General features: G+C 37.6%; 24 protein-coding genes. 12 read left to right on the forward strand and 12 right to left on the reverse strand.

Annotated elements, in window-relative coordinates:
- The first annotated feature begins 15 nt into the window (after positions 1 to 15).
- Entirely contained in the window at positions 16 to 1,230 is a 1,215-nt protein-coding gene (locus QGN23_RS06650) for a hypothetical protein (protein WP_282906210.1), read from the forward strand.
- 281 nt (positions 1,231 to 1,511) lie between these two features.
- Positions 1,512 to 1,895 (forward strand): hypothetical protein, encoded by a 384-nt coding sequence (locus tag QGN23_RS06655; RefSeq protein ID WP_282906211.1) that lies wholly within the window; start codon positions 1,512 to 1,514, stop codon positions 1,893 to 1,895.
- Between the two features lie 51 nt (positions 1,896 to 1,946).
- Here QGN23_RS06655 and QGN23_RS06660 read toward each other — a convergent pair whose 3' ends face one another.
- The 4 genes from QGN23_RS06660 to QGN23_RS06675 all read right to left on the reverse strand — a co-directional run bounded on the left by QGN23_RS06660 (position 1,947) and on the right by QGN23_RS06675 (position 4,199).
- A complete protein-coding gene (locus QGN23_RS06660; protein ID WP_282906212.1) occupies positions 1,947 to 2,234 on the reverse strand; it encodes a barstar family protein in 288 nt (95 codons plus the stop codon).
- A gap of 97 nt (positions 2,235 to 2,331) precedes the next feature.
- Positions 2,332 to 2,832, reverse strand: a complete 501-nt coding sequence (locus QGN23_RS06665; protein ID WP_282906213.1) for a ribonuclease domain-containing protein — start codon at positions 2,830 to 2,832, stop codon at positions 2,332 to 2,334.
- Between the two features lie 26 nt (positions 2,833 to 2,858).
- Complete coding sequence (gene nadE / locus QGN23_RS06670) at positions 2,859 to 3,650, reverse strand: NAD(+) synthase (protein WP_282906214.1); 792 nt, start codon at positions 3,648 to 3,650, stop codon at positions 2,859 to 2,861.
- Complete coding sequence (locus QGN23_RS06675) at positions 3,651 to 4,199, reverse strand: GNAT family N-acetyltransferase (RefSeq protein ID WP_282906215.1); 549 nt, start codon at positions 4,197 to 4,199, stop codon at positions 3,651 to 3,653.
- A gap of 43 nt (positions 4,200 to 4,242) precedes the next feature.
- Between QGN23_RS06675 and gldB the strand changes: the two genes are divergently transcribed.
- The 5 genes from gldB to QGN23_RS06700 all read left to right on the forward strand — a co-directional run bounded on the left by gldB (position 4,243) and on the right by QGN23_RS06700 (position 7,965).
- Entirely contained in the window at positions 4,243 to 5,223 is a 981-nt protein-coding gene (gldB, locus tag QGN23_RS06680; RefSeq protein ID WP_282906216.1) for a gliding motility lipoprotein GldB, read from the forward strand.
- A 129-nt stretch (positions 5,224 to 5,352) separates the two neighbouring features.
- Positions 5,353 to 5,679, forward strand: coding sequence for a gliding motility protein GldC (gene gldC / locus QGN23_RS06685; RefSeq protein ID WP_282906217.1), 327 nt, complete (start codon positions 5,353 to 5,355; stop codon positions 5,677 to 5,679).
- Between the two features lie 87 nt (positions 5,680 to 5,766).
- Complete coding sequence (locus tag QGN23_RS06690; protein WP_282906218.1) at positions 5,767 to 6,906, forward strand: cystathionine gamma-synthase; 1,140 nt, start codon at positions 5,767 to 5,769, stop codon at positions 6,904 to 6,906.
- 168 nt (positions 6,907 to 7,074) lie between these two features.
- Positions 7,075 to 7,581: a DinB family protein gene (locus QGN23_RS06695; RefSeq protein WP_282906219.1), complete on the forward strand. Its 507-nt coding sequence runs from the start codon at positions 7,075 to 7,077 to the stop codon at positions 7,579 to 7,581.
- A gap of 6 nt (positions 7,582 to 7,587) precedes the next feature.
- Positions 7,588 to 7,965, forward strand: coding sequence for a YchJ family protein (locus tag QGN23_RS06700; RefSeq protein ID WP_282906220.1), 378 nt, complete (start codon positions 7,588 to 7,590; stop codon positions 7,963 to 7,965).
- A 64-nt stretch (positions 7,966 to 8,029) separates the two neighbouring features.
- Here QGN23_RS06700 and QGN23_RS06705 read toward each other — a convergent pair whose 3' ends face one another.
- Positions 8,030 to 8,272 carry a VF530 family protein gene (locus QGN23_RS06705; RefSeq protein WP_282906221.1) on the reverse strand — a complete coding sequence of 81 codons (243 nt, stop codon included), beginning with the start codon at positions 8,270 to 8,272 and terminating at the stop codon, positions 8,030 to 8,032.
- Positions 8,273 to 8,462: 190 nt separating this feature from the next.
- Positions 8,463 to 9,482 carry an LLM class flavin-dependent oxidoreductase gene (locus QGN23_RS06710; RefSeq protein WP_282906222.1) on the reverse strand — a complete coding sequence of 340 codons (1,020 nt, stop codon included), beginning with the start codon at positions 9,480 to 9,482 and terminating at the stop codon, positions 8,463 to 8,465.
- A gap of 156 nt (positions 9,483 to 9,638) precedes the next feature.
- Between QGN23_RS06710 and QGN23_RS06715 the strand changes: the two genes are divergently transcribed.
- Positions 9,639 to 10,187 carry an L-threonylcarbamoyladenylate synthase gene (locus QGN23_RS06715; protein ID WP_282906223.1) on the forward strand — a complete coding sequence of 183 codons (549 nt, stop codon included), beginning with the start codon at positions 9,639 to 9,641 and terminating at the stop codon, positions 10,185 to 10,187.
- A 20-nt stretch (positions 10,188 to 10,207) separates the two neighbouring features.
- On the opposite strand, the gene QGN23_RS06720 is transcribed toward QGN23_RS06715, so the two are convergent.
- The 4 genes from QGN23_RS06720 to QGN23_RS06735 all read right to left on the reverse strand — a co-directional run bounded on the left by QGN23_RS06720 (position 10,208) and on the right by QGN23_RS06735 (position 14,538).
- Entirely contained in the window at positions 10,208 to 10,663 is a 456-nt protein-coding gene (locus QGN23_RS06720) for a DUF1801 domain-containing protein (protein ID WP_282906224.1), read from the reverse strand.
- A gap of 3 nt (positions 10,664 to 10,666) precedes the next feature.
- On the reverse strand, positions 10,667 to 12,808 hold the full coding sequence (locus QGN23_RS06725) for a S9 family peptidase (protein ID WP_282906225.1): 2,142 nt from the start codon (positions 12,806 to 12,808) through the stop codon (positions 10,667 to 10,669).
- Positions 12,809 to 12,869: 61 nt separating this feature from the next.
- Positions 12,870 to 13,841, reverse strand: a complete 972-nt coding sequence (locus QGN23_RS06730) for a phosphatase PAP2 family protein (protein ID WP_282906226.1) — start codon at positions 13,839 to 13,841, stop codon at positions 12,870 to 12,872.
- 1 nt (position 13,842) lies between these two features.
- Positions 13,843 to 14,538 carry a phosphatase PAP2 family protein gene (locus tag QGN23_RS06735; protein ID WP_282906227.1) on the reverse strand — a complete coding sequence of 232 codons (696 nt, stop codon included), beginning with the start codon at positions 14,536 to 14,538 and terminating at the stop codon, positions 13,843 to 13,845.
- 201 nt (positions 14,539 to 14,739) lie between these two features.
- On the opposite strand from QGN23_RS06735, the gene QGN23_RS06740 reads away from it, so the two are divergent.
- Together QGN23_RS06740 and ygiD are read left to right on the forward strand one after the other, a co-directional pair.
- A complete protein-coding gene (locus tag QGN23_RS06740) occupies positions 14,740 to 15,249 on the forward strand; it encodes a YceI family protein (RefSeq protein WP_282906228.1) in 510 nt (169 codons plus the stop codon).
- Positions 15,250 to 15,334: 85 nt separating this feature from the next.
- Entirely contained in the window at positions 15,335 to 16,162 is an 828-nt protein-coding gene (gene ygiD, locus QGN23_RS06745) for a 4,5-DOPA-extradiol-dioxygenase (protein ID WP_282906229.1), read from the forward strand.
- Positions 16,163 to 16,240: 78 nt separating this feature from the next.
- Here ygiD and QGN23_RS06750 read toward each other — a convergent pair whose 3' ends face one another.
- Positions 16,241 to 17,869 carry an acyl-CoA carboxylase subunit beta gene (locus QGN23_RS06750; protein WP_282906230.1) on the reverse strand — a complete coding sequence of 543 codons (1,629 nt, stop codon included), beginning with the start codon at positions 17,867 to 17,869 and terminating at the stop codon, positions 16,241 to 16,243.
- 341 nt (positions 17,870 to 18,210) lie between these two features.
- Here QGN23_RS06750 and QGN23_RS06755 point away from each other — a divergent pair, with 341 nt between their 5' ends.
- Both QGN23_RS06755 and QGN23_RS06760 read left to right on the forward strand, forming a co-directional pair.
- On the forward strand, positions 18,211 to 19,071 hold the full coding sequence (locus QGN23_RS06755) for a DMT family transporter (protein WP_282906374.1): 861 nt from the start codon (positions 18,211 to 18,213) through the stop codon (positions 19,069 to 19,071).
- Positions 19,071 to 20,153, forward strand: coding sequence for a putative type IX sorting system protein PorV2 (locus tag QGN23_RS06760; RefSeq protein WP_282906231.1), 1,083 nt, complete (start codon positions 19,071 to 19,073; stop codon positions 20,151 to 20,153). Before QGN23_RS06755 ends, QGN23_RS06760 begins: the two co-directional genes overlap by 1 nt.
- Before the next feature lie 259 nt (positions 20,154 to 20,412).
- Here QGN23_RS06760 and QGN23_RS06765 read toward each other — a convergent pair whose 3' ends face one another.
- A complete protein-coding gene (locus QGN23_RS06765) occupies positions 20,413 to 22,806 on the reverse strand; it encodes an aldehyde dehydrogenase family protein (RefSeq protein ID WP_282906232.1) in 2,394 nt (797 codons plus the stop codon).
- Positions 22,807 to 23,066 lie beyond the last annotated feature (260 nt).

A 23,066-nucleotide genomic window follows, 5' to 3' on the forward strand; every position in this document is an offset into this window, starting at 1 on the left:
AATAAAAATTATCCTATGAAAAAGAACTTTTTAAAAGCAGCATTTTGCCTGACGTTAATGGCCTCTGCCTCGACCATCATGGTATCGTGCAGCAGAAATAACGATGATACAGAAGTGGCAACTTCTTCAATTGATCCGGCAAACTTTAAGGGAACGATTGCATCCGGCACAACCATCACGCTGGATCCTGCAAAAACGTACAACCTCAACGGTAAATTACTGGTAGAAAACGGAGCAACTTTAATTATTCCTGCAGGGACAAAAATCGTAGGAGCGCAAGGCGCAAATTACCTGATCGTAGACCGTGGCGGAAAATTATTTGTAAACGGTACCGAATCTAAACCAGTCGTTTTTGAAGGCGCTCAACATACACAGGGTTATTGGGGAGGAATCGTCATCTTAGGAAACGCGCCTACCAACAGAAGTGCTTCCGGAACTTCTTCTTCAGAATTAGGAGATCTGGTTTACGGCGGAACCAATAAAACTGACAATTCTGGATCTATTAAATATTTGGTAATCAAAGACAGTGGTTTTAAATACAATCCTGAAAAAGAATTCAACGGACTTTCTCTATTCGGTGTCGGAAGTGGAACTACAATTTCTTACGTTTCTATTTTAAACGGAGGAGATGATGGTGTAGAATTTTTCGGAGGAAATGTTAACGCTGATCACTTAGTGGTTATCGGTGTTGGTGATGATTCTATCGACTGGACTGAAGGTTGGCAGGGAACTGCAAGTTATATCTATGCTGCAAGAAGCAAAGAATTCCTAAACGCTGTGGAACCGGGAAACAGAGGCGTAGAAGCAGATACCCAGGATACAGATCCTAATACCACGAACGGAAACGGCGTATCAAACCCAACCATCAGCAATATGACATTAATCGGAAATACAAAAGGTTCTGAATCTCAGGGAATGAAGATCAGAGCGGGATCTAACGGAAAATTCGACAATGTAGTAATCGCTAATTTCGCAACAGGTCTTGATTTCGAAACCGACAGAACTTACAACTGGTTCTTAGGCGGAAATTATCTCACCAACATCCGTTTCGTAAATGTAGGAACCAACTGGAAAGCAAAAGCAACAACAGCAATGCCAAATCCTGAACTTTCAACAGTGTTTACGATTAGCAGCACCTCAACTGGTGCCGGCAGCGGAACCGCTTTACCGACCTGGGCAAAAACATGGTCCGGTTACACAAGCTTTGACGTAGCAGACGCGGGAAATTAAATTCCATATTTCTTCATAAAATTTTTCATTAATAAAAACCATCCTCACCGATGGTTTTTTTAATGACTAAATCCATCGCACTGCTTTAAATATAAAATACTGATTTTCAAACACTTCAACCTTACCAATCACATTATTTTATTTTTAAAATTAAAAAAAATAACATAATGCGATTTTCAATATTAACTTAATATGAATTATTTGTTAATTTAATGTAAATTTCATTACTTTGTAATAGCAGTTTCACAAAAGACACTGATTATTTAAATAACAGCAGAATTATGAAAAATACAATTAGATTAATAGGGATTTTAGGAATTATGATAACAACAGGATTAACTTATCATATACAGGCACAGGAAACCAACCTGATCAAAGAAGTGAAAATCACCGCAAATGATGGATTTACAGAATTAAGAAATCTCGTCGCTCAGAATTTCAATTTCACCAATCCAAATCTTACAGAAGGCATGATGAACAGCGAGGTGAAATTTGAAGTCACTGACAATGGTAAAATAGCAAATGTGAGCGTAAAAGGCGACTGCAAATACGTGAATCAGGAAATCCAGGAAGTGATGAGTCATCTTCTTTACCAATTCCATGATTCATCTAAAATGAATAAAGTTTACATTTTACCGATTTCGGTTGCTATAGCGTCGAGATAAAAAACTTTAAATAAAAAAGAAAGCACCTGAATACGCATTCAGGTGTTTTTTTTAATCCTGATCTTCATACTGTTCAAGATAATACGAAAATGAAAAATCATCGAGTTCTTCATCAGCATCTTCCAAAGTAGTCAGCAAATCTTCGAAATCTTCGAGTTGTTCTACACTCATATTCACAAATTCAATATGCAGCGGAAGCTCTACAAATCCGGTTATTGAATCGTAAAGTGCGTCCAGATTGTCGCCGAACGTTTCCGGAAGTTTTAATTTTTCTTTTAATTGATCGAAAAAATCTTCCATATCTCCGATTTCCAAGAAATCTATATATACTGTATTCATAATTTTAGGTCGTGGGTTTTAGTTTGCAGATTTAAGGACTTAGTCAATAGATTGCAAAAGTCTTTATTCTTTTCTCTTTATTCTTTAAGTCTTTTATTTATTGTCTCTCAAAAGTTTTATAATGGTCTTTGGTCAGCCAGACTTCACCGTTTTTGGTAAAGATAATTCGGTCTGCATTTCGGTTGGCGCAATTGTAATTAACATCAGCTTCGAAATAATTATTTCCGGCAGGAAGTTTTTTTTCCCGGTTGCTGAAATGATCTCCGCCAATGGCTTTTCCGGGAAGAACATCGCACAGGTTTCCTTTTGAAGCGATCCAGCCTTGTTTTCGTGCTTCGGATTTGGTCAGATAATAATCGGGAAGCTGGTGATTGGTTTTTACATAATTAATAACCGTCTTTTCTCCGGTGAGTTCATAGATATTTCCCGAGAAATTGGTTGATGGTTCACTTTTATTCTCTTTCGCAACTTCAACATTTGCCGTGTCCGTGTCCGTTTTCTTTTCAACTTTATAATAGTTGATGAGATACATGGCCAGAAATGCAGTCAATAATCCGATGATAAAAAAGAGGACGAGTTTTATTTTGTCTTTGTTCATTAATTCAATTTGAAATTATTTAAAATTTAGCTTCGCCATTCTTCCGGAATATCGCACACCGGAATCGGCTGAATTTTATGTTGAGCAGCTTTGTTCATCCGGCTGAAAATTTTGAAAACTTCCAGATCTCTTCCTGAATAATCACTTTCTGTTTTCGTTCCCCATTCTTTCTGAATTTTTTCAAGCTCCGAATAAGTCGCTCCGATTTGCTGTTCATCGGTTCTGGCTTCATCCCACAATCCATCTGCAGGAATTGCATTTTGAATAGATTCTACAAGATCCAATGATGTTGCCAAAGCATAAACTTCGGTTTTATACAAATCGGCAATCGGCGAAACATCCACGCCGCCATCGCCGTATTTGGTGAAAAATCCAATGCCGAAATCTTCTACTTTGTTTCCGGTTCCGCAAACGAGAAGCCCGTTGATTTGTCCGTAATGATATAAAGTTAACATTCGCAATCTTGCACGGGTATTGGCAAAAGCAAGTTTTTCAGCCGGAAAACCGTCATCTTTAACATCGAAAGTTTTGTATAATTCTTCGAACACTGGAGTCAGATTCACAGACATTGTCTCTACATTTGAGAAACGGTTTTTTAAATCTTCCATGTGTTCCCAGGCGCGGTCTACTTCATCTGGATTTTGGCGAATCGGCATTTCGATTAACAGGGTTTTCAATCCTGTCATGGCGCACAATGTAGAAACCACCGCAGAATCTACACCGCCGGAAACGCCGATAACGTAGCCTTTTACGTTTGCTTTTTCGGCGTAATCTTTCAACCAACTAACGATTCTTTCTGTTATTTTTTTTGTTTGCATTTAATCTTTATTAAATTTCACTTTTTCTAATTCGTACCAATAACACGTTGCATTATCTAAATCATCAATGAAAGTTCCTTGAGATTCGAAACCCAATTTGTCTTTCAGAATTTTATTGGAATCAAAGTTTTGAATATCGGCACAAGCATAAATTTTATCTAAATTCAGTTTATCAAAACCATATTCCAAAACTGCCTTTCCAGATTCTGTTGCATATCCTTTGCCCCAAAATTCTGGTAAAAAACGATAACCTAATTCGTAGACATTTTTGAAACCGTTGAGTGGTTCAGTTAATAATTTCAAACCGCTCCATCCGATCAAGAGATTCGATTCTTTTTCAATCACTGTCCATCTTGCGATTCCGTTTTCCAGATATTGTTTTCTGATTTTATTAATGGTTTCTTCAGATTCCTCCAATTTCGTCACTGGTTTTACTCCAATATATTTCATGACATCAGGATTGCTATCCAATAAAAATATTCTTTCAACATCTTCAGATATAATCTCTCTTAAAATGAGTCTTGGTGTTTCAATGAATATTTTTGCCATTAATTTTCCTTATTTTTGCCTTTCTAATTTTGATGTAAAAATAATGAAGTTTTTTAGATATCTCTTATTTTCTGTGGTATTCCTAACAGGATTGGGTTCGTGTAAAAAAGACACCACAAATATTTGGAAAGTAGACGTGAAAAATCCAGTTGAAAAAGTACATTTGACTGATATTTCTAAAGAATTCTACGATCCCAATATTCCGCTGGAAACTTTTACCCAAAAATATCCCTGGTTTCAGGGAACTGTTCCTAATGAAGATTTTGTCGAAAGAAGAAAAGATCCAGAGGAAATTAAAGTGTACAAAGAAGCGATTTCAAAAATCGATATTCAAAAACTGAATAATGACTTGGCTTCTTTATTTTCAAACATTAAAAACTATTTCCCCGATTTTAAAGAACCTCAGGTTTTCGTGTACTCTTCAGCGTTACAAGGCATCATGGAACCCATCTTTTATGAACCAAAAAAAGACATGTTGTTCATTGATATCACCGCCTTTATGGGTGAAAATAATCCTAATTACAAAGGTTTGGAACTGTACTTTCAGAAAAGCATGAATCCAAAAAATATTATTCCGAAAGTTTCTGAAATTTTTGCGGAACACTTTGTGAAACCCAATTTTGAACATCAAAAATTCATAGACCAAATCGTATATTACGGAAAACTGATGACTTTGCAGGATGCCTTTTTACCAAACGAATCAGATGCTTTAAAAATGAATTATACGCCCGAGCAATATGAATGGGCCAAAGCCAACGAAGCAAATATTTGGAATTATTTCGTAGAGAACAACTTGGTTTTCAGCGATGACCAAAGATTACGAGAACGGTTCATCAATCCTGCGCCGTTTTCTAAATTCTACACCGAAATTGATAACGAATCTGCACCACAAATCGGAATTTTTACCGGTTGGCAGATCTGCAGAAAATTCTATCAGGAAAAACCTGAAACCAAACTGGTGGATTTTCTAAAAATGAATGCTCAGGAAATTTTTAATCAAAGTAATTACAAACCGAAAAACTAAAAACAATAGACAGGAGATCGCTTCGCTGACAGATAAGAGACACGAGATATGATTACTATTGCTTTAAAAACTAAAATAGAAATATTTAAATAATTCAAACTCTCAATTTAAAAAAATAAAAATCTACATATGAAAAAGACCCAAATTACCATCGATATTGAATTAGACGAAAACCACGTTCCCGAACGAATGACGTGGAACGCTGAAGACGGAGGAGTTGAAAAACAGGAAACCAAAGCCACCATGATTTCTGTATGGGACGATGAAAAAAAGGAAGCCTTAAGAATCGATCTCTGGACAAAAGACATGCCGGTTGACCAGATGAAAATGTTTCTGCACCAAATCTTAATTTCTATGGGTAATACCTATGAAAGAGCGACTGGTGAAGAAGATGTTGCATTTTGGCTTGAACAAATGGCAGAAGAATTTGCACAACGTGCTGCGATAAAAATGTAAAAACAATAAATATAATAATCTAAAAGTCTAACGATGTAACAATCATTGGTAAACTGCTAAATTGATATATTGCTAAATTATAAAATTATGAACTTCAATACCAAAGTTATACATGGTGGCCAACACAACGAGTCAGCCACAGGATCTGTAAACGTTCCCGTATTTTTAACATCCACTTTTGCGCAAAAATCTCCGGGAATCCATTCCGGTTATGAGTATTCGCGGGCGGCAAACCCAACAAGACAAGCTTTAGAAGACAGTTTAGCTTCCATCGAAAACGGAGCGAGAGGACTGGCTTTTGGTTCCGGTTTGGCTGCGATTGACTGTGTTTTAAAATTATTAAATCCCGGTGATGAAATCGTTGCCGTAGACGATTTATATGGTGGAACGTACAGAATGTTCACCCGATTATTCGAAAAATACCAATTGAAATTTACATTTGTGAGTTTTGATGACGTTTCGAAAATCTCCGACGTAATTACGGATAAAACCAAATTAATCTGGCTTGAAACGCCTACGAATCCCTTAATGAAACTGGTAGACATCAAAGCGGTGACGGATCTGGTAAAGGGAAAAGACATTTTGGTTGCGGTCGACAATACGTTTGCTACGCCTTACCTTCAGTTGCCATTGGATTTAGGTGCAGATATCGTCATGCATTCCGCTACGAAATATTTGGGCGGACATTCTGATGTGATTGCAGGAGCACTTATTGCAAAAACTGCGGAACTCGGTGAAAAGCTCCATTTTATCCAGTTTGCGAGCGGCGGAATTCTCGGACCGCACGATTCTTATTTGGTTTTAAGAGGAATAAAAACATTGGCTTTAAGAGTTCAGAGACATTCTGAAAACGGGATTGAAGTCGCAAAATATTTAGAAAATCATCCGGCGGTAGCCCAGGTTTTTTATCCGGGATTAGAATCTCATCCGCAATTTGATTTGGCTAAAAAACAGATGAAAGATTTTGGCGGAATGGTTTCATTTACCTTTAAATCAGGAAAAAAAGAAGATGCCATCCAATTTTTAGAAAAGGTAAAAGTGTTTACTCTGGCTGAATCTTTGGGCGGTGTTGAATCTTTGGCCAATCATCCGGCTTTGATGACTCACGCTTCTATTCCTGCAGAAAAACGCGCAGAATTAGGAATCACCGACGATTTGGTGAGATTAAGCGTTGGAATTGAAGACAAAGAAGATCTGATTGCCGATTTGGAAAGAGCTTTCTGTTAAAATCCTTTGATTTTTTTTAAAGATTTATAGTCACAAAATAAAGAACATTTCTTTGCTTTTTAAAGTACAAATAAGGTGAAAATAGCTGGTTATTTGTACTTTAAAAAGTGTTTTATATTTCTTTAAATAAAACTTTTATGCCTTTTGTGGTTTAAAATAAAATTTCGAATGACCGACTTTCAAAAATATATCCAAAGATATCTCGATTTAATTCCGGGTGTAAACTGGCTGGAAGAATTAAGAAACTCCGGAACCCAAACTTTAGAAATGTATGAAAGTTTTTCTGAAGAACAATCGGATTATGCTTATGCAGAAGGAAAATGGAGTTTGAAAATAGTACTGCAACATCTTATCGACGCCGAAAGAATTTTCGTGTACCGTGCATTACGGTTTTCCAGAAATGACAGAACGGAATTGCCGGGTTGGGATGAAGAGGAATATGCAAAACATTATTTTCCGAAAGAAAAATCTTTAAAAAATTTAATTGAAGAATTCGAACATCTGCGCAAATCAACAGTTCTTTTCTTTGAAAATATAAATCCTAAAACTCTTTCTCAAAAAGGGATTGCAAACCATAATGAAATCTCGGTAGAAACGATTGGGAAATTAATTGTCGGACACAATATTCACCACCTCAACATTATTAAAGAAAGGTATTTACCCAATCTTACTTAAAAAAAAATGAACTGTCCCTGTTGCTCTGGAAAATCCTACGGCGAATGTTGCAAACCTTACCACGAGGGAGAAAAACAGGCGCCAACTGCTGAAGCTTTGATGCGCTCCAGGTTTTCAGCCTTTGCCATTCCTAATGGAGAATATTTGATGGAAACGACTTTTCCGGCGAAAAGAAAACTTCACAACAAAGAAGATTTACAGGAATGGGGAGAAATCAATGAATGGACGAAACTAGAAATCATCCGCAAACCGAATTCCAATCAGGTCGAGTTTAAAGCCTTCTACACCGATGATAATGGAAAACAACAGGTTCATCACGAACTTTCAGATTTTAAACAAAAAAACGAACGTTGGTATTATGTGAAAGGAAAATTCTTTGATTAAAATTTCAGACAGGAGACTTATAGATAATAGACTGGAAGACCGAAATGACTTCGGAACATTCACCTTAATTCCTTTCCTGTTTCTTCTTTTGCCTTAAAACATACAAATACAGACTTTCTACTTTGGTTCTTGCCCAATCTGTTTTCCGTAAAAATTTCAGAGAAGATTTAATACTCGGGTTATCGGTAAAACATTTGATATTGATCTGTTCGCCGAGTTTTTCAAAACCTTCGTAATATTCCACCAATTCTTCTAAAATAGCATCGAGACGCTTTCCGTGCAGAGGATCTTTTGATTTTTGTTCCATAAGGTGTAAAAATAGGTAAATTAGTTTTCAGGAAATAAAAAAAGATGCAATCTTAGCAAATTTTGAACAAAATCTCCAGAGAATACAAGCTTAAAATATTGGCAAATAAAATTAGAAATAAGTTTGATCTTTTTTTTAAAAAGAAAACGGACCAAAGCCCGTTCCCCTTTAAAATTGATTGCTGTATAAATTATCTCACGATTGGCGCTACTTTTTCACCAAATAACTCAATCGATTTCATCATGATGTCATTTCCGGGATCGCCCACATCCATGTGTCCGATAAATCGGGTGATGCCGAAAAGCTCTTTCATGTAGGCAATTTTATCAGAAACTTCATTTGTATTTCCGATAAACAACGCGCCCTCTTTTACTCGTCCACCGTCGTACTGCATTTTGGTGTAAGGTGCCCAACCTCTTGTCGCGCCAATTCTATCCATTTGCGATTTATAATTTTGAAAATATCCGTCAATCACCTTCTGATCTTCACTCACGAAAGTATGGGAATGAATCGCGATTTGCATTTCAGACTCTTTGTGACCGGCGGCAAGATATTCCTGCTTGTAAAAATCGATTAAATTTTTAAACTGAACCGGCATTCCACCGATAATCGCCACGATTAAAGGCATTCCTGATTTTGCGGCACTTAAAACAGATTTTGGCGTTCCACCAACCGCTCTCCAGATTGGAATTTTTCCGTTATTCTTAGCTCTCGGATACACGGTTTGATTTTCCATTGGCGCACGGAGTTTTCCTGTCCAGGTAACGTTTTCTTCGGAATTTATTTTTAATAATAAATCTAATTTTTCGTCGAAAAGCTGTTCGTAATCATTCAGAGAATAGCCATACAATGGAAACGATTCGATGAAACTTCCGCGACCTACAAATATTTCAGCCCTTCCGTCTGAAATTAAATCTAAGGTTGCAAAATCCTCATAGACTTTTACAGGCTCGGAGGAACTTAAAACCGTTACTCCACTTGCTAATTTTATATTCTTTGTGATGCTTGCGGCGGCGGCTAAAACCATTTCAGGAGACGAAACCGCGTAATCAGGACGGTGGTGTTCGCCCATGGCAAAAACATCGATTCCTACCTCATCCATTAATTTTATCTGCCCTAAAATTTCACGGATTTTAATTCCGGCATCTTTATATTTCCCGGTGTTTTGGTCGACGGCTAAATCACCAAACATTCCAATTCCTAATTCCATAACTTTATGATTTTATGATTTTTGATGAAACAAAATTACGCTTATTGAGATTTAAAACCATTGATGAATGATAAGAACCGATCATAAAAATAAACTTCTATTTTTTAATTACTTTTGCAATTGGCAAAATGGTCTTTAAAACATTTAAAATAATTCATGGAACAACTCATCGAAACTTTAAAATCCGGCGGAACAATTCTTTACCCAACCGACACCATTTGGGGAATCGGCTGCGATGCTACAAACCCAGAAGCCATCAACAAAATTTTTGAAATTAAAAAGCGGGAGAAAAACAAGTCGATGATTATTCTGGTAGAATCCGCAAAGCGTTTGGAGGATTTGGTAGATGTTCCCGAAATGGCGTGGGAAATCATGGATTTGTCTGAAAAACCCGTGACTCTAATTTATGACGATCCGAAAGGTTTGCCGAAAGAAATCCTGGCGGAAGACGGAAGCATCGGAATTCGGCTGGTGAATGATTTATTTTTAAAAAAGATCATTACAAAATTAAATAAACCCTTGGTTTCTACTTCTGCCAACTTTAGCGGACAAAAATCGCCGATGAAATTCTCCGATATTTCGCAGGAAATTATTGATTCTGTTGATTTTGTAGCCGAAGAAAATCATGACAAAGTATCGGAATATTCCGGTTCGTCTGTTATCAGAATATGGAATGACGGTAGAATTAAAGTTCTCCGGGAATAATTTTCAGAAAAGATCTGTTTTTATTTTTTATAAAGTTTTTCATAGGTTGAAATCCAATCCTGTGGCTCTATTTTTCGACACAGTTCCGCAATCAGTTCAAATGGAATATCATCTGTTTTTTTGAAACGGATGCACGATTTTCCCATATCTAATTTTCTTGCAGAATATTTCGGATATTCCTCCGTAAACCATTTCAGCAAATCTTTATTGGCGTAAATCCCCATGTGATACAACGCGATGAAATTTTTCTGAGAAGCCAAATTAATAAAGGGAAGCGGCGTATTTGGAGTACAGTGATAACCGGCGGGATACGTTTCCAAAGAAATATTCCATCCGATCATTCCGTAACTCAATTCTTCCTGAAAACCCTGAGGCAAATTCTGCGACACCGTTTCATACAGTTTCCTGAACGAAGATTTTCTTTCTTCGGGAACGTTATTTAAATAGTCTTCAATAGAATTTGCCTCGATTTTCATTGTTTATTTTTTTAAATATTCATCAAAATAATCAGTTACTTTTTGCATCAGATGCACTCTGTCTTTTCCTACCACATTATGTTCATGTCCGGGATAAACGAAATAATCCATTTGCACCCCATGATCGACGGCTGCTTTTAGAAAATTTATGGAATGCTGCCAAACCACCACATTATCCTGCGCTCCGTGAATCATCAGTAAATGTCCTTTTAAATTCTGCACTTTATCCAAAAGATTGGCTTGCCTGTACCCTTCAGGATTACTTTGGGGGGTATCCATATATCTCTCGGTATACATAATTTCGTACATATTCCAGTCGATGACCGGACCGCCGGCAACTCCTACTTTGAAAACGTCTGGATGCTTCAGCATGAAACTCGTGGTCATAAATCCGCCATAACTCCAACCATGAATTCCCAACCGATCAGCATCCACATAAGGCAGAGATTTCAGATAATCGACTCCCTGCAACTGGTCTTTCATTTCAGTTTCGCCAGCATTTCTAAAAATGGCCTGTTCGAATTTTAATCCGCGGTTAGAAGAACCCCGCCCGTCCATAGTGAAAACGATGTATCCTTTCTGCGCCATGAATTCATACCACAAATTCCCGGAAGCAGGGAAAGCATCTGTTATCAATTGGGCGTGCGGACCGTTGTATAAATAAACAATTACCGGATATTTTTTGTTTGCATCGAAATCGGTCGGCAAAATAATTTTACCATATAAAGGCGTTCCGTCATCAGCTTTTAAAGTCACATTTTTAATTTCGGGTCTTTGATAATTTTTTAAAGTATTTTCTGCGGACAGTATGTTTTTAATTTTTAAAGTATTGGTATTAATGAGATTAGCAATTCGCGGCGTATTTGCATTGCTGTAGGTATCGTACAAATGATTCCCGTCTTTACTCAAAATACCTGAATGCATACCGGCTCCCTGATCTAATCTCTGGGTTTTAAAATTAGTCCAGTCCAGTTTATACAGATGTCTTTCCAATGGAGAAACCTGGGTAGAAACGTAGAAGATTTCTTTCTTTTTTTCATTAAAACCGAGAATATCGGTGACGGCCCAATCTCCTTTCGTCAACTGTGCAACCAGACCTTTCTCTACATTATAATGGAATAAATGATTAAACCCGGTACGCTGACTTTGCCAAATAAAATCGGTCGTTGAATTCGGAAAAAACAACAATTGCTGTTGTGGCTCAACATATTTATCAGACTGTTCCTCAAATATATTTTTCATAAAACTTCCGGTAGAAGCGTTGTACTGATTCATTTTCAAATCATTCTGATCGCGGTTCAGCACTCCTACGAAAACCGATTTCGAATCTGGATTCCAGGTAAACACGGTCAGATATTGTTCTGGATCACCTACGGTATTTAAGAAAATAGTTTTATTGGTTTTGAGGTCATAAATCCCTAAAGTAACGTGGTGAGAAGGGGTTCCTGCCATTGGATATTTAATATTTTTATTCACCGCGGGAACCACACTCCAGTCGATAACCGGATAATCGGCAACCATCGACTGATCCATTCTGTAAAAAGCAATTTTCGAGTTGTCGGGAGAAATAAAAATACCTTTGCTGATGCCAAACTCTCTTTGATGAACCGCCTGTCCGTACAAGATATCTTTATTTTCATCATTGGTAATGGCAGTGACTTTTCCGTTTTTATTGAGGTATAAATTATTTTTCACAGTATAAACGAAGCCTTGATTATCTCCCAACATTTGGGTATTCTCAGCTTCTTTATTGAGTTCCGTTCCTTCTTTAATTTTCCATTCTTTGCCAGAACGCTCGATCCAAAAATTTTGCGATCCCTTGTTAAAATATCCTTTATCCTTATTGATAAAAGTTATTCTGGGAATTGATTTTAATTTTTTATCTGAAGACAAAGTCTTATTCAGCTGATACAATGAAACCAAAGTATCCTGTTTATGGGTAGAAACCTCAGTCATTAAATAACCGTTTTGAGTCGTTTCATAATATGATTTACCGTCATCAGCCCAGGTAAACTGGGAAATATTTTTCACGGCAAGATTGCTTCTTAAACCGTTTACTGATTCAGCAATCGTAAATTTTTGATTTTGTGCAAAGAGAAAACTTCCTGTAACAAGGAATAATAAAGAGAATTTTGAAAACTTCATTTCTTAATAATTAGATGGCTAAAAATAAGAAATAAATTCGAAACTGTTAAGAAATGTTAAATCAAAAATCAACGTTAATTCCCATCAGTTGGATTCCATAAAAATTGGTTGATGAGATATTGAGTTTATATTTTTTCTGCTGAATCGCAACAGTACCATTGGTCTTTTTTATCATTGCATTTTTGGCGACGTTTTTGCCAATCAGATAACCCAGAAGAATCGCAATAGGGTAATCTGATGCCCAATGCACTTTACTTTGGACCATTTCAAAACTCATCAATCCCATCAAACTAAAACCGAGTGGTTTGATCCATTTTTTTTCAGGGTAATTTTCAGATAAAACAATCCAGGCAGCGATTCCGGTAATTAAATGACCGGAAGGCATTGCATCGTACTTCGAGGTGTTTTTCTGGTAAGCCGGAAATGAAGGCACAGGATTCCAGTTACTGTGATCTCTCACTGAATTTGCAGTCTCAAAAGGACTTTCTCTTCCGCTAAGTCGCTTTAATGGCTGAGAAATAAGTCCAGACAGCAAAATACTTTGCACCAGTTGCATCGATGTACTCTGAGCACGGTAATCATCGGCCAGCAAGCCGTAGGTCGCTAAACCTGTTCCGATGAGAATAAAGACGGTTCCGTTTCCCATAAAATACACAAAAGAACCTATGTCACCCGGGATTATTTTAAAAGGACCCAAATTATAATAGGTATGATCTTCGCTAAATCCTACACTTTCCCCCAATCTTCTGCCCGTTTTCAAAATAGCGGGATCTACGGCAACCAATGCAATAGTAGAACCCAGTGCAAGTAAAGAGTAGCCATAGATATTTTTAGAAACAACATTCTGACCGACTCCAGCCAAATTTTTAGGAATCTTTCTGTAGATATCTGATATCCTTGGTTTCTGATAAATTAAGGTCGTGCTTTCCGAAAGCTGAAACTCCTGTATTCCTGTTTGAACCGCCGAATCTATTTTCTGCGAAAAAACGGATACTGAAAACAACAGAGCCAATATGGATACACTTTTTCTCATGTCAGTAAATCGTTCCTGCGAAAGGATCTGCGGTAGTTTTTGTTTGGTTCCACTTGTACTGATGAGTCCAATAAGCAACTTTCATCGACAGAATTCCCAACCCAGCGCCGAAAAGAACATCCGAAATATAATGCTTGTTATTTGCGATTCTCATCAAGCCCACCGTTGTTGCTGTGCCATAAGCGGCATAAGGGACCCATTTGTAATCCTTACCATATTCGATGGAAAGCATGGTAGCCCCAGCAAAAACATTTGCAGTATGACCGGACGGAAACGAATAAGCAGTGCCATCTGGTCGGGTGTGTTTTAAAGTTGTTTTCAGAATATAAACCAAGCCAAGATTTAGCAACTGTCCTTTGATTAAAATTGCAGTTCGGTTTTGCCAATCGGTTGCGGGTTTCATTCCGGCGAGTTCAAAACCGTAAATCGCAATGAATGGAGCAAATTGTAAATAATCATCCGCATGATTTTGGAAACCGAACAGATGTTCGTTCCGCTCTTCTGCCACCTCATTTTTTAAAGATTCCGAACCGCTTCCATCTGAAATGATTCCTGAAAGCATTAAACCTGCAGGAACGTAAAGTTTTTTATATTGAAAGTCGAATCGCTTATTCTCTGTTTTTATTGTATCTTTAACTTGAGCAAAATCAAAGCAATACAAATTCAGGATCGTCAGGACCAGAAAGATTTTTTTCATGTTGTAATTTTAGGTAAAATTATAAAAATTGAAGTTACTGTACATTAAATATCGTATCTATATAACGAAATCATTTAAATTTTGATTTTAGTTGAAGAAAATTTAATATTTATTCATTTCTTAACTTACATCAATGCCAAAGATCACAATCGGAGTTATCTTTGCACTACCAAATATTAATAATAAATAAAAAAAAACATTATGGCTACAAAATGGAATTTAGACCCAACTCACAGTGAAATTACTTTTAAAGTAAGACACATGATGATTTCTAACGTTAAAGGTGGCTTCACCAATTTTAATGTAGAAATGGAAGCGGAAGATGACACTTTCAAAAACGTACATGTAAAAGTTGCAATTCAGACAGATTCTATCAATACGAACAATACCGACCGCGATACCCATTTGAAAAGTGAAGATTTCTTCAACGTTGCTGCAAACCCAGTCATTACTTTTGAGTCTGATTCTCTGAGCAGTGATATTACAGGAAATTTGACAATCAACGGTATTACAAAACCAATTAAATTAGATGTAGATTTCGGAGGAATCAATGTAGATCCTTGGGGACAGACCAAAGCTGGCTTCTCTTTCGAAGGTAAAATCAGCAGAAAAGATTTTGGTTTAAACTGGAATGCTGCTTTGGAAACAGGTGGCGTAATGGTTTCTGACGAGGTGAAAATTGCAGGCGAGCTACAATTTGTAAAAGCATAAAATAAAATTTCATAGTTTATTTTTTCAAAGTTCACTCTGATTTTTTGTCGGGTGAACTTTGCTTTTTAAAAAAAAAACATTTAAAATGAATATCAAAGACTTATCAATCATTTCCGACCGTTTTCCAGAAACCGAAAAAATGCCGGTTCTTTTTCTTGGTCACGGGTCGCCGATGAATGCGATAGAAGAAAACCAGTTTGTTCAGGGTTTCAGAAAAATTTCAAAAGAAATTCCGAAACCGAATGCTATTCTTTGTATTTCTGCGCACTGGTTTACAAACGGAACTTTTGTTACCGCAATGGAAATGCCGAAAACCATTCATGATTTTTACGGTTTTCCGAAAGAACTTTTTGAGGTTCAGTATCCTGCAAAAGGAAGTCCCGAACTGGCAAAAGAAACGGCAGCATTACTGGCACCTACTGTTGTAGGCGAAGACCACAACTGGGGACTGGATCACGGTGCGTGGAGTGTCATCAGACATCTGTACCCCAATGCCGACATTCCGGTAATTCAGTTAAGTATCGATTATACCAAACCGCCGCAATTTCATTTCGATCTGGCAAGTCAACTACAAAAATTACGGAAAAAAGGAATTCTAATAATCGGCAGTGGAAATATTGTTCATAATTTACGGCTGGTAGATTTCCGAAATATCGATACGATAGGTTACGGCTACGACTGGGCTTTGGAAGCCCGCGAAAAAACAAACAACTGGATCCTGGACGGTAATTTTAAAAATCTTATTGAATATCAGAAACAGGGAACATTTCTACAAACTGCTGTTCCCACGCCCGATCATTTTTTGCCGCTCATTTATTCTTTAGGTTTAAAGGAAAAATCAGAAGAACTCTCATTATTTAATGATGAATTAATTGCCGGAAGCTTGAGTATGACCAGCGTACGAATTGGTTAAATTAAAAATAAAAAAGATTCAGAAATTATCTGAATCTTTTTTTTGATACTATTTACAAACAACCAGTTCCTTAGATTTTTAAACCTGAATCACCCCTAAATTAAATTTCTCTGTAATTGGTGCATGGTTAGCGGCTTCAATTCCCATAGAAATCCATTTTCGGGTTTCTACAGGATTAATGATGGCATCAGTCCATAATCGTGCTGCGGCATAAGTGGGCTCCGTTTGCTTTTGGTATTTTTTGGAAATGGAATCCAGAATTTCCTGATGTTCTTTTTCTCCGATTTCTATGCCTTGCTTTTTCAAAGTTGAAGTTTGAATTTGCGCCAGAACTTTAGCAGCCTGGCTTCCGCCCATTACCGCAAGTTCTGCCCATGGCCAGGCAACAATTAATCTCGGATCATACGCTTTTCCACACATCGCATAATTTCCGGCACCGTAGGAATTTCCTGTAATTACAGTAAATTTCGGCACTACGGAATTAGCAACAGCATTCACCATTTTTGCACCGTCTTTGATAATGCCACCTTGTTCAGATTTGGAACCTACCATAAATCCGGTCACGTCCTGTAAGAACAGCAATGGGATTTTTCTCTGGTTGCAATTGGCAATAAAACGGGTCGCTTTATCAGCCGAATCCGAATAAATAACGCCGCCAAACTGCATTTCTCCTTTGCCATTTTTTACTAATTTCCGTTGATTGGCGACAATTCCTACGCTCCAACCGTCGATTCTTGCGGTCGCACAAATAATTGATTTCCCGTAATCCGGTTTGTATTCTTCATATTCGGAGTGATCAACTAGGCATTTAATAATATTAAAAGTATCATATTGGTCAGATCGTGAAACCGGCATGTGTCCGAAAATATCTTCGATATTTTCTTTTGGCGGGAAACTTTCGATTCTGTCGAAACCTGCTTTTTCGAAATCACCGATGGACTTCATGATATTTTTAATTCTATCCAAAGCATGTTTATCGTCTTTCGCTTTATAGTCGGTCACACCGGAAATCTCGCAATGGGTAGTGGCTCCTCCTAAAGTTTCATTATCAATAGTTTCACCAATCGCCGCTTTCACCAGATAACTTCCTGCTAAAAATATAGAACCTGTTTTATCTACAATCATGGCTTCGTCACTCATAATCGGAAGATAGGCGCCACCTGCCACACAACTTCCCATTACCGCAGAAATCTGGATAATTCCCATGGAACTCATTTTTGCATTGTTCCTGAATATTCTTCCAAAATGTTCTTTATCGGGGAAAATCTCATCCTGCATTGGTAAGAAAACTCCTGCAGAATCTACCAAATAAATAATGGGCAATTTATTCTCCATGGAAATTTCCTGAGCGCGAAGATTCTTCTTTGCTGTTATCGGAAACCAGGCGCCGGCTTTTACCGAGGCATCATTGGCTACCACCAGACATTGTCGGCCTGAAACATATCCCATCACAACCACGACTCCTCCACTGGGGCAACCGCCGTGTTCCTCATACATTTCATAACCGGCAAAAGCACCGATTTCAATAGAATCTGCGTTTTTATCAAGAAGATAGTCAATTCGTTCGCGCGCCGTTAACTTGCCTTCATCTCTTTGTTTCTGCAGCCGTTTCTCACCACCACCTTTCTTTATTTCAGAAAGCAAAGTGGAAATGGCGCCGAGTTTTAATTTATTTTGATCTTCTCTTTTGTTAAATTCTAAATCCATACGTGAAAAAAATTTTCTTAAAGATAAGTTTTTTTAAGATAATGCCAGAAGAAACATGTATTGCAACTAATGATTTGAAACACAGAAAAATATTTTGGAGAATTTTGGAGGATCAAGCAAAATAAAAGAACCAAAATCCCGTTACACATGCTGGGAATTATTCCTCATTTATTTTTTTTAGTAGTTTATTATTTGAAGAACCCTGAAAGTTGTTAAATTTTCAGGGTTTTTTTCACTAAATGAAGAGGTTATTGTTCTTATTATCTAAATTGGATTTGTAGATTTGCAAAAGTTAAAATTTTAAAACAGTGGTAAAAAATTCTGCGCTTTTTCGCCTTCACATGATTGTATTTCTTTGGGGATTTACTGCCATTTTAGGAAAACTCATTTCCGCCAATGCTCAAGTGCTGACTTTTTACCGCATGCTTTTTGCAGCGTTATTTTTATTTATTTTCATCCGCTTTTTCAAAAAAGAAAGCATCAAAATTTCTAAAAAACTTTTCATTCAACTTTCGGTAATTGGAGGATTCATGGCCTTTCACTGGCTCTGTTTTTTCTACGCGATCAAGGTTTCAAATGTTTCCATTGCGCTGAGCTGTTTATCGCTTTCCACCTTGTTTGCTTCCATTTTAGAACCTATTATTTTTAAAAGGAAGATCGATATTTCAGAGGTGATCATGGGAGTGGTGATCGTGATTTGTATGAGCCTCATTTTCAAGACTGAATTTCAGTATAAAGAAGGAATTTTCTATGGAATTCTTACCGCTCTTTTCGGAACCATATTTTCTGTTTTTAATGGAAAGATCTTTGGCAAAACCAGTTCGGGTAACATTATTTTCTATGAAATATTTTCGGGATTCCTCATTCTAACCGCATTTTTTCTATTGACGGGGCAGATTTTTCACCTTAATGAAATAAGCACCCATGATTTGACGTTAGTTATCATATTAGCAAGTGTTTTCACCGCTTTCCCAATGTTGGAATCCGTGAATTTAATGAAATACATCTCGCCGTTTACCTTAATTTTAACAGTAAATCTGGAGCCTGTTTACGGGATTATCCTTGCGTTTTTTATCTTTGGAGAATCTGAGGAAATGAGCCCCATATTTTACGGTGCTTCTTTAATTATGATTTTGGCAATTATTGTCAATGGAATTTTGAAATCAAGAAAAAAGACAGCTGTAAAAAAAGTACAGAATTGATGAGAAAATTATTCTTTGCCGCTTTAGTTACTTCAGGAGTTTTTTCTGAAGCTCAAATTGTGCGAAAATATTCAAACGAATTTCTCAACATCGGTGCTGGTGCGAGAGGCCTGGCCATGGGTGGCGCTGTAATTTCTAATCAAAACGATGTCTATTCGCCAATGTGGAATCCGGCAGGTTTAACCGGTGTTGACCGTGATTGGCAGGGAGCAGCAATGCACGCTGAATATTTTGAATCCATTGCTAAATACGACTATATCGCTTATGCAAAACCTTTAGATAACAATGGAGGAGTTTTTGCAATTTCCATCGTCCGACTCGGAGTTGACAACATCCTGAACACTACCCAACTGATTGATCCTGAAGGAAATATCGATTACGATAAAATCACCAGTTTTTCACAGTCCGATTATGCGGCGTTACTTTCTTATGCCTTTCACCCGGGCGGGAATCAGAAAATAGATGTCGGTGTTAATGCAAAACTAGTTTACAGAAATGTGGGAAAATTTGCAAGTGGCTATGGTTTTGGATTTGATTTAGGAGCGGTTTATCATTCCGATATCGGCTGGAATTATGGTGCTGTAATGAAAGATATTACAACGACCGTCAACTTCTGGACCATCAATCAAAAAGAACTTTCGGCCGTGGTGAACGGTGAAGAATTTAATCCCGCACCAAAAGACAAGATGGAATTAACCATGCCTAAATTAAATTTAGGAATGAGCAGAAATTTCGAAATCAACCGGGATTTGGAACTCATGCCGGAAGTTGGAATCAATGTTGATTTTGCCAAAACGGCAGCGGTTATTTCGACCGATTTTGCAAGTATTACGCCTTATGCGGGAGCCGAACTTAAATTTCAGGACATGATTTTTGTGAGAGTTGGCTTAAACAGATTTCAGACGGTAACCGATATTGAAAATCTAAAAAGAAAAGTTTCCTTTCAGCCCAGTGCTGGGATCGGAATTAAATATCACGGTTTAACTTTAGATTATGCCATTACTAATTCTGGAATCGGTGGCTCTAACTTCTATTCTAATTTCTTTTCTTTGAAATTGGATATGGGAGATTTCAGAAATTAATATTGATTTAAAATTTTCCGATTTAACGTTCAAGCTTAATTTTTTGCAAATTTTCTTAAACCACAAAAATCACATAAAGGAAAGATTAATTTCCACAACACAATTTCCGAAAGAAATCTTAATGACCTTAATTCCTTCACTAATTTTAATGGTGAATATTTTAATTTTAATTGGTGAAGTACCGTTTGCAGATTGCACAGATTTCTTTCAAATAAAAAAACCACGAAAAATTTCGTGGTTTCGTGGCTTTTTGTAAGCTTTATGCTCCATACGGAATCCAGATGTTTTTAATTTCTGTAGCATGTCTCAAAAACTCCTGACCTTCGCCATGTTTTGGATTCAACCAGTTTCTGTATTTACCGAAATTCACCCAGGAACGTTTCATGGAATCAGTCGATAATAATTCGATATTCTTGCTTCCTTCAGCAGTTCCGAAATACCAAATTCCTTCAACATTATAATGTTTGGCGAGTTCGTTGGCAAGTTCTTCTTTTGGTCCTGTTACGATATTTACCGTTCCAGCAGGAACATCTGAAGTTTCTAAGATCTGATAGAAATCGGTTGCCGAAAAAGGATGTTTTTCAGATGGAACTACCACTACTCTATTTCCCATCGCAATGGCAGGAATTACCGTAGAAATAAATCCTAACAATGGATTTTCTTCCGGACAGATAATCGCCATTACGCCAATTGCTTCGGGCATTGCTAAAGTCACCATTCTTTGAACGGTAGAATGTGCTGCTCCATCGTATTTATCGGCATAAGCAGCGTAAGTATAAATTCTTTCAATTGATTTCTCAACCTCATCTTGTGCAGATTCTAAAGATTGGTTAGTCATCTCCACAATTCTTTCCGCAAATTCTTCTGAACGGATGGCTAAATTTTCGGCGATATAATAAAGAACCTGCGCTCTGGCGTGACCGGTCATTCCGCCCCACGACTTTTCTGCGTGCGCTGCTTCTACAGCATTTCTGATATCTTTTCTGTTTCCTTCTGAAACTTCACCAATATATTCGCCGAAAGCATTTTTGATTTCTGTGCTGTAACCTCCATCTGGGCGCGCCTGTTTTCCACCGATATACATTTTGGTGGTCCGGTCGATTTCTGCTAAAGTATTTTTTGCTTTTTTATCCTCTTTCGGTTTTTCAGTTTTGGGCAAATTTGGTTTTGAAGTAAATTCGGCTTCAACTCTTGGTTTCATATATTCATATAAACCTTCCTTTCCCCCTTCTCTACCGAAACCGGATTCTCTGTACCCACCAAATCCAGCAGCGGCATCAAACTGATTGGTACAGTTGATCCAAACGCTTCCTGCTTTAATTTTCGGTGCAATATCTAAAGCCAAATTAATATTTTCTGTCCAAACGCTTGATGCCAAACCATATCTCGTATTATTCGCCAAAGCCACTGCTTCTGAATGAGAACGGAAAGTCATCGCGACTAAAACCGGTCCGAAGATTTCTTCCTGAGCAATCACAGCACTTGTTGGCACATCAGTAAATAAAGTTGGCGGATAAAACCAGCCGTTTTCTGGAACTGCGTTTTTGAGCTGGTAAACAGTACAACCTTCTTCGATCCCGATTTTCACCATATCCTTGATGGTTTTCAGTTGAACAGGATCTACGATGGCGCCCATATCAACTGTTTTGTCCATTGGATCGCCGATACGCAGTGTCTCCATTCTTGCACGCAGTTTTTTGTAGAATTTTTCTGCAACAGATTCCTGGATTAAAAGTCTTGAACCGGCGCAACAAACCTGTCCCTGATTGAACCAGATTGCATCTACAATTCCTTCTACCGCAGAATCCAAATCTGCATCTTCGAAAACGATGAATGGTGATTTACCACCCAATTCAAGAGATATTTTCTTACCTGTTCCGGCGATATTTGTTCTTAATATTTTGCCCACTTTGGTTGAACCTGTGAAGGCAACTTTCTGAATGTCTTTATGATTGACTAAAGCAGTTCCGGCAACAGTTCCTTTTCCGGTGACTATATTTACAACTCCTTTTGGAAGTCCGACTTTCTCACAGATTTCCGCAAAAAGCAAAGCGGTTAAAGAGGTATATTCTGCAGGTTTCAAAACGATGGTATTTCCCATAGCCAAAGCCGGAGCAACTTTCCAGGAAAGCATCATTAAAGGGAAGTTCCAGGGAATAATCTGTCCCACCACGCCTATTTCCTGATAATCCCGGAATTCGGTATCCATCAATTTTGCCCAGCCTGCGTGATGGTAAAAATGTCTGGCTACAATTGGAATATCGATATCACGGGTTTCACGAATTGGTTTTCCGTTGTCTAATGTTTCAAGAACCGCAAACAGTCGAGAATGTTTTTGAATCTGTCTTGCAATGGCGTACAAATATTTTGCACGTTCGAATCCGCCGATTGCTACCCAGTCTGCAAGTGCACTGTTGGCTGCCATCACGGCTTTGTCAACATCGGTTTCGTCAGCTTCGGCAATCTTGGCTAAAAATTCTTTATTGGAAGGATTGTTTGAATCCATGTGTTTTTTGGAATGCGGTTTTACCCATTCTCCGCCAATAAATAAGTCGAAATTTCTGTTATGATTTTCTAAAAATTCCACAGCAGAAGCTGCGCTTTCTGGAGCTGGACCGTAAACCATGGTGTTGTATATTTCTTTGATTTCCATTATGTTGATTTGAAAATGTGTTGATTTGGTGATGTGACGGTGCAGTAATTTAAACTACAAAAGTCACAATAGTTTATTTTTTCAGTGGAACAAAATAGCAATGTTGGATTTGTATTCTGTTGAAAATCTAAGTGTTTTGTTTTTAAAATCTTTCTTTATATTAGGTTACCACCTGCGCCCCGACCTGAGTGGAGCTCTTTTTGTGGAACGAAGTGGAGCAAAAAAGCGGGAACGGAGGGCGGAAAAAGGCGCCCTAATTC

It is taken from the genome of Chryseobacterium gotjawalense, from assembly GCF_030012525.1.
Classification (GTDB): domain Bacteria; phylum Bacteroidota; class Bacteroidia; order Flavobacteriales; family Weeksellaceae; genus Kaistella; species Kaistella gotjawalense.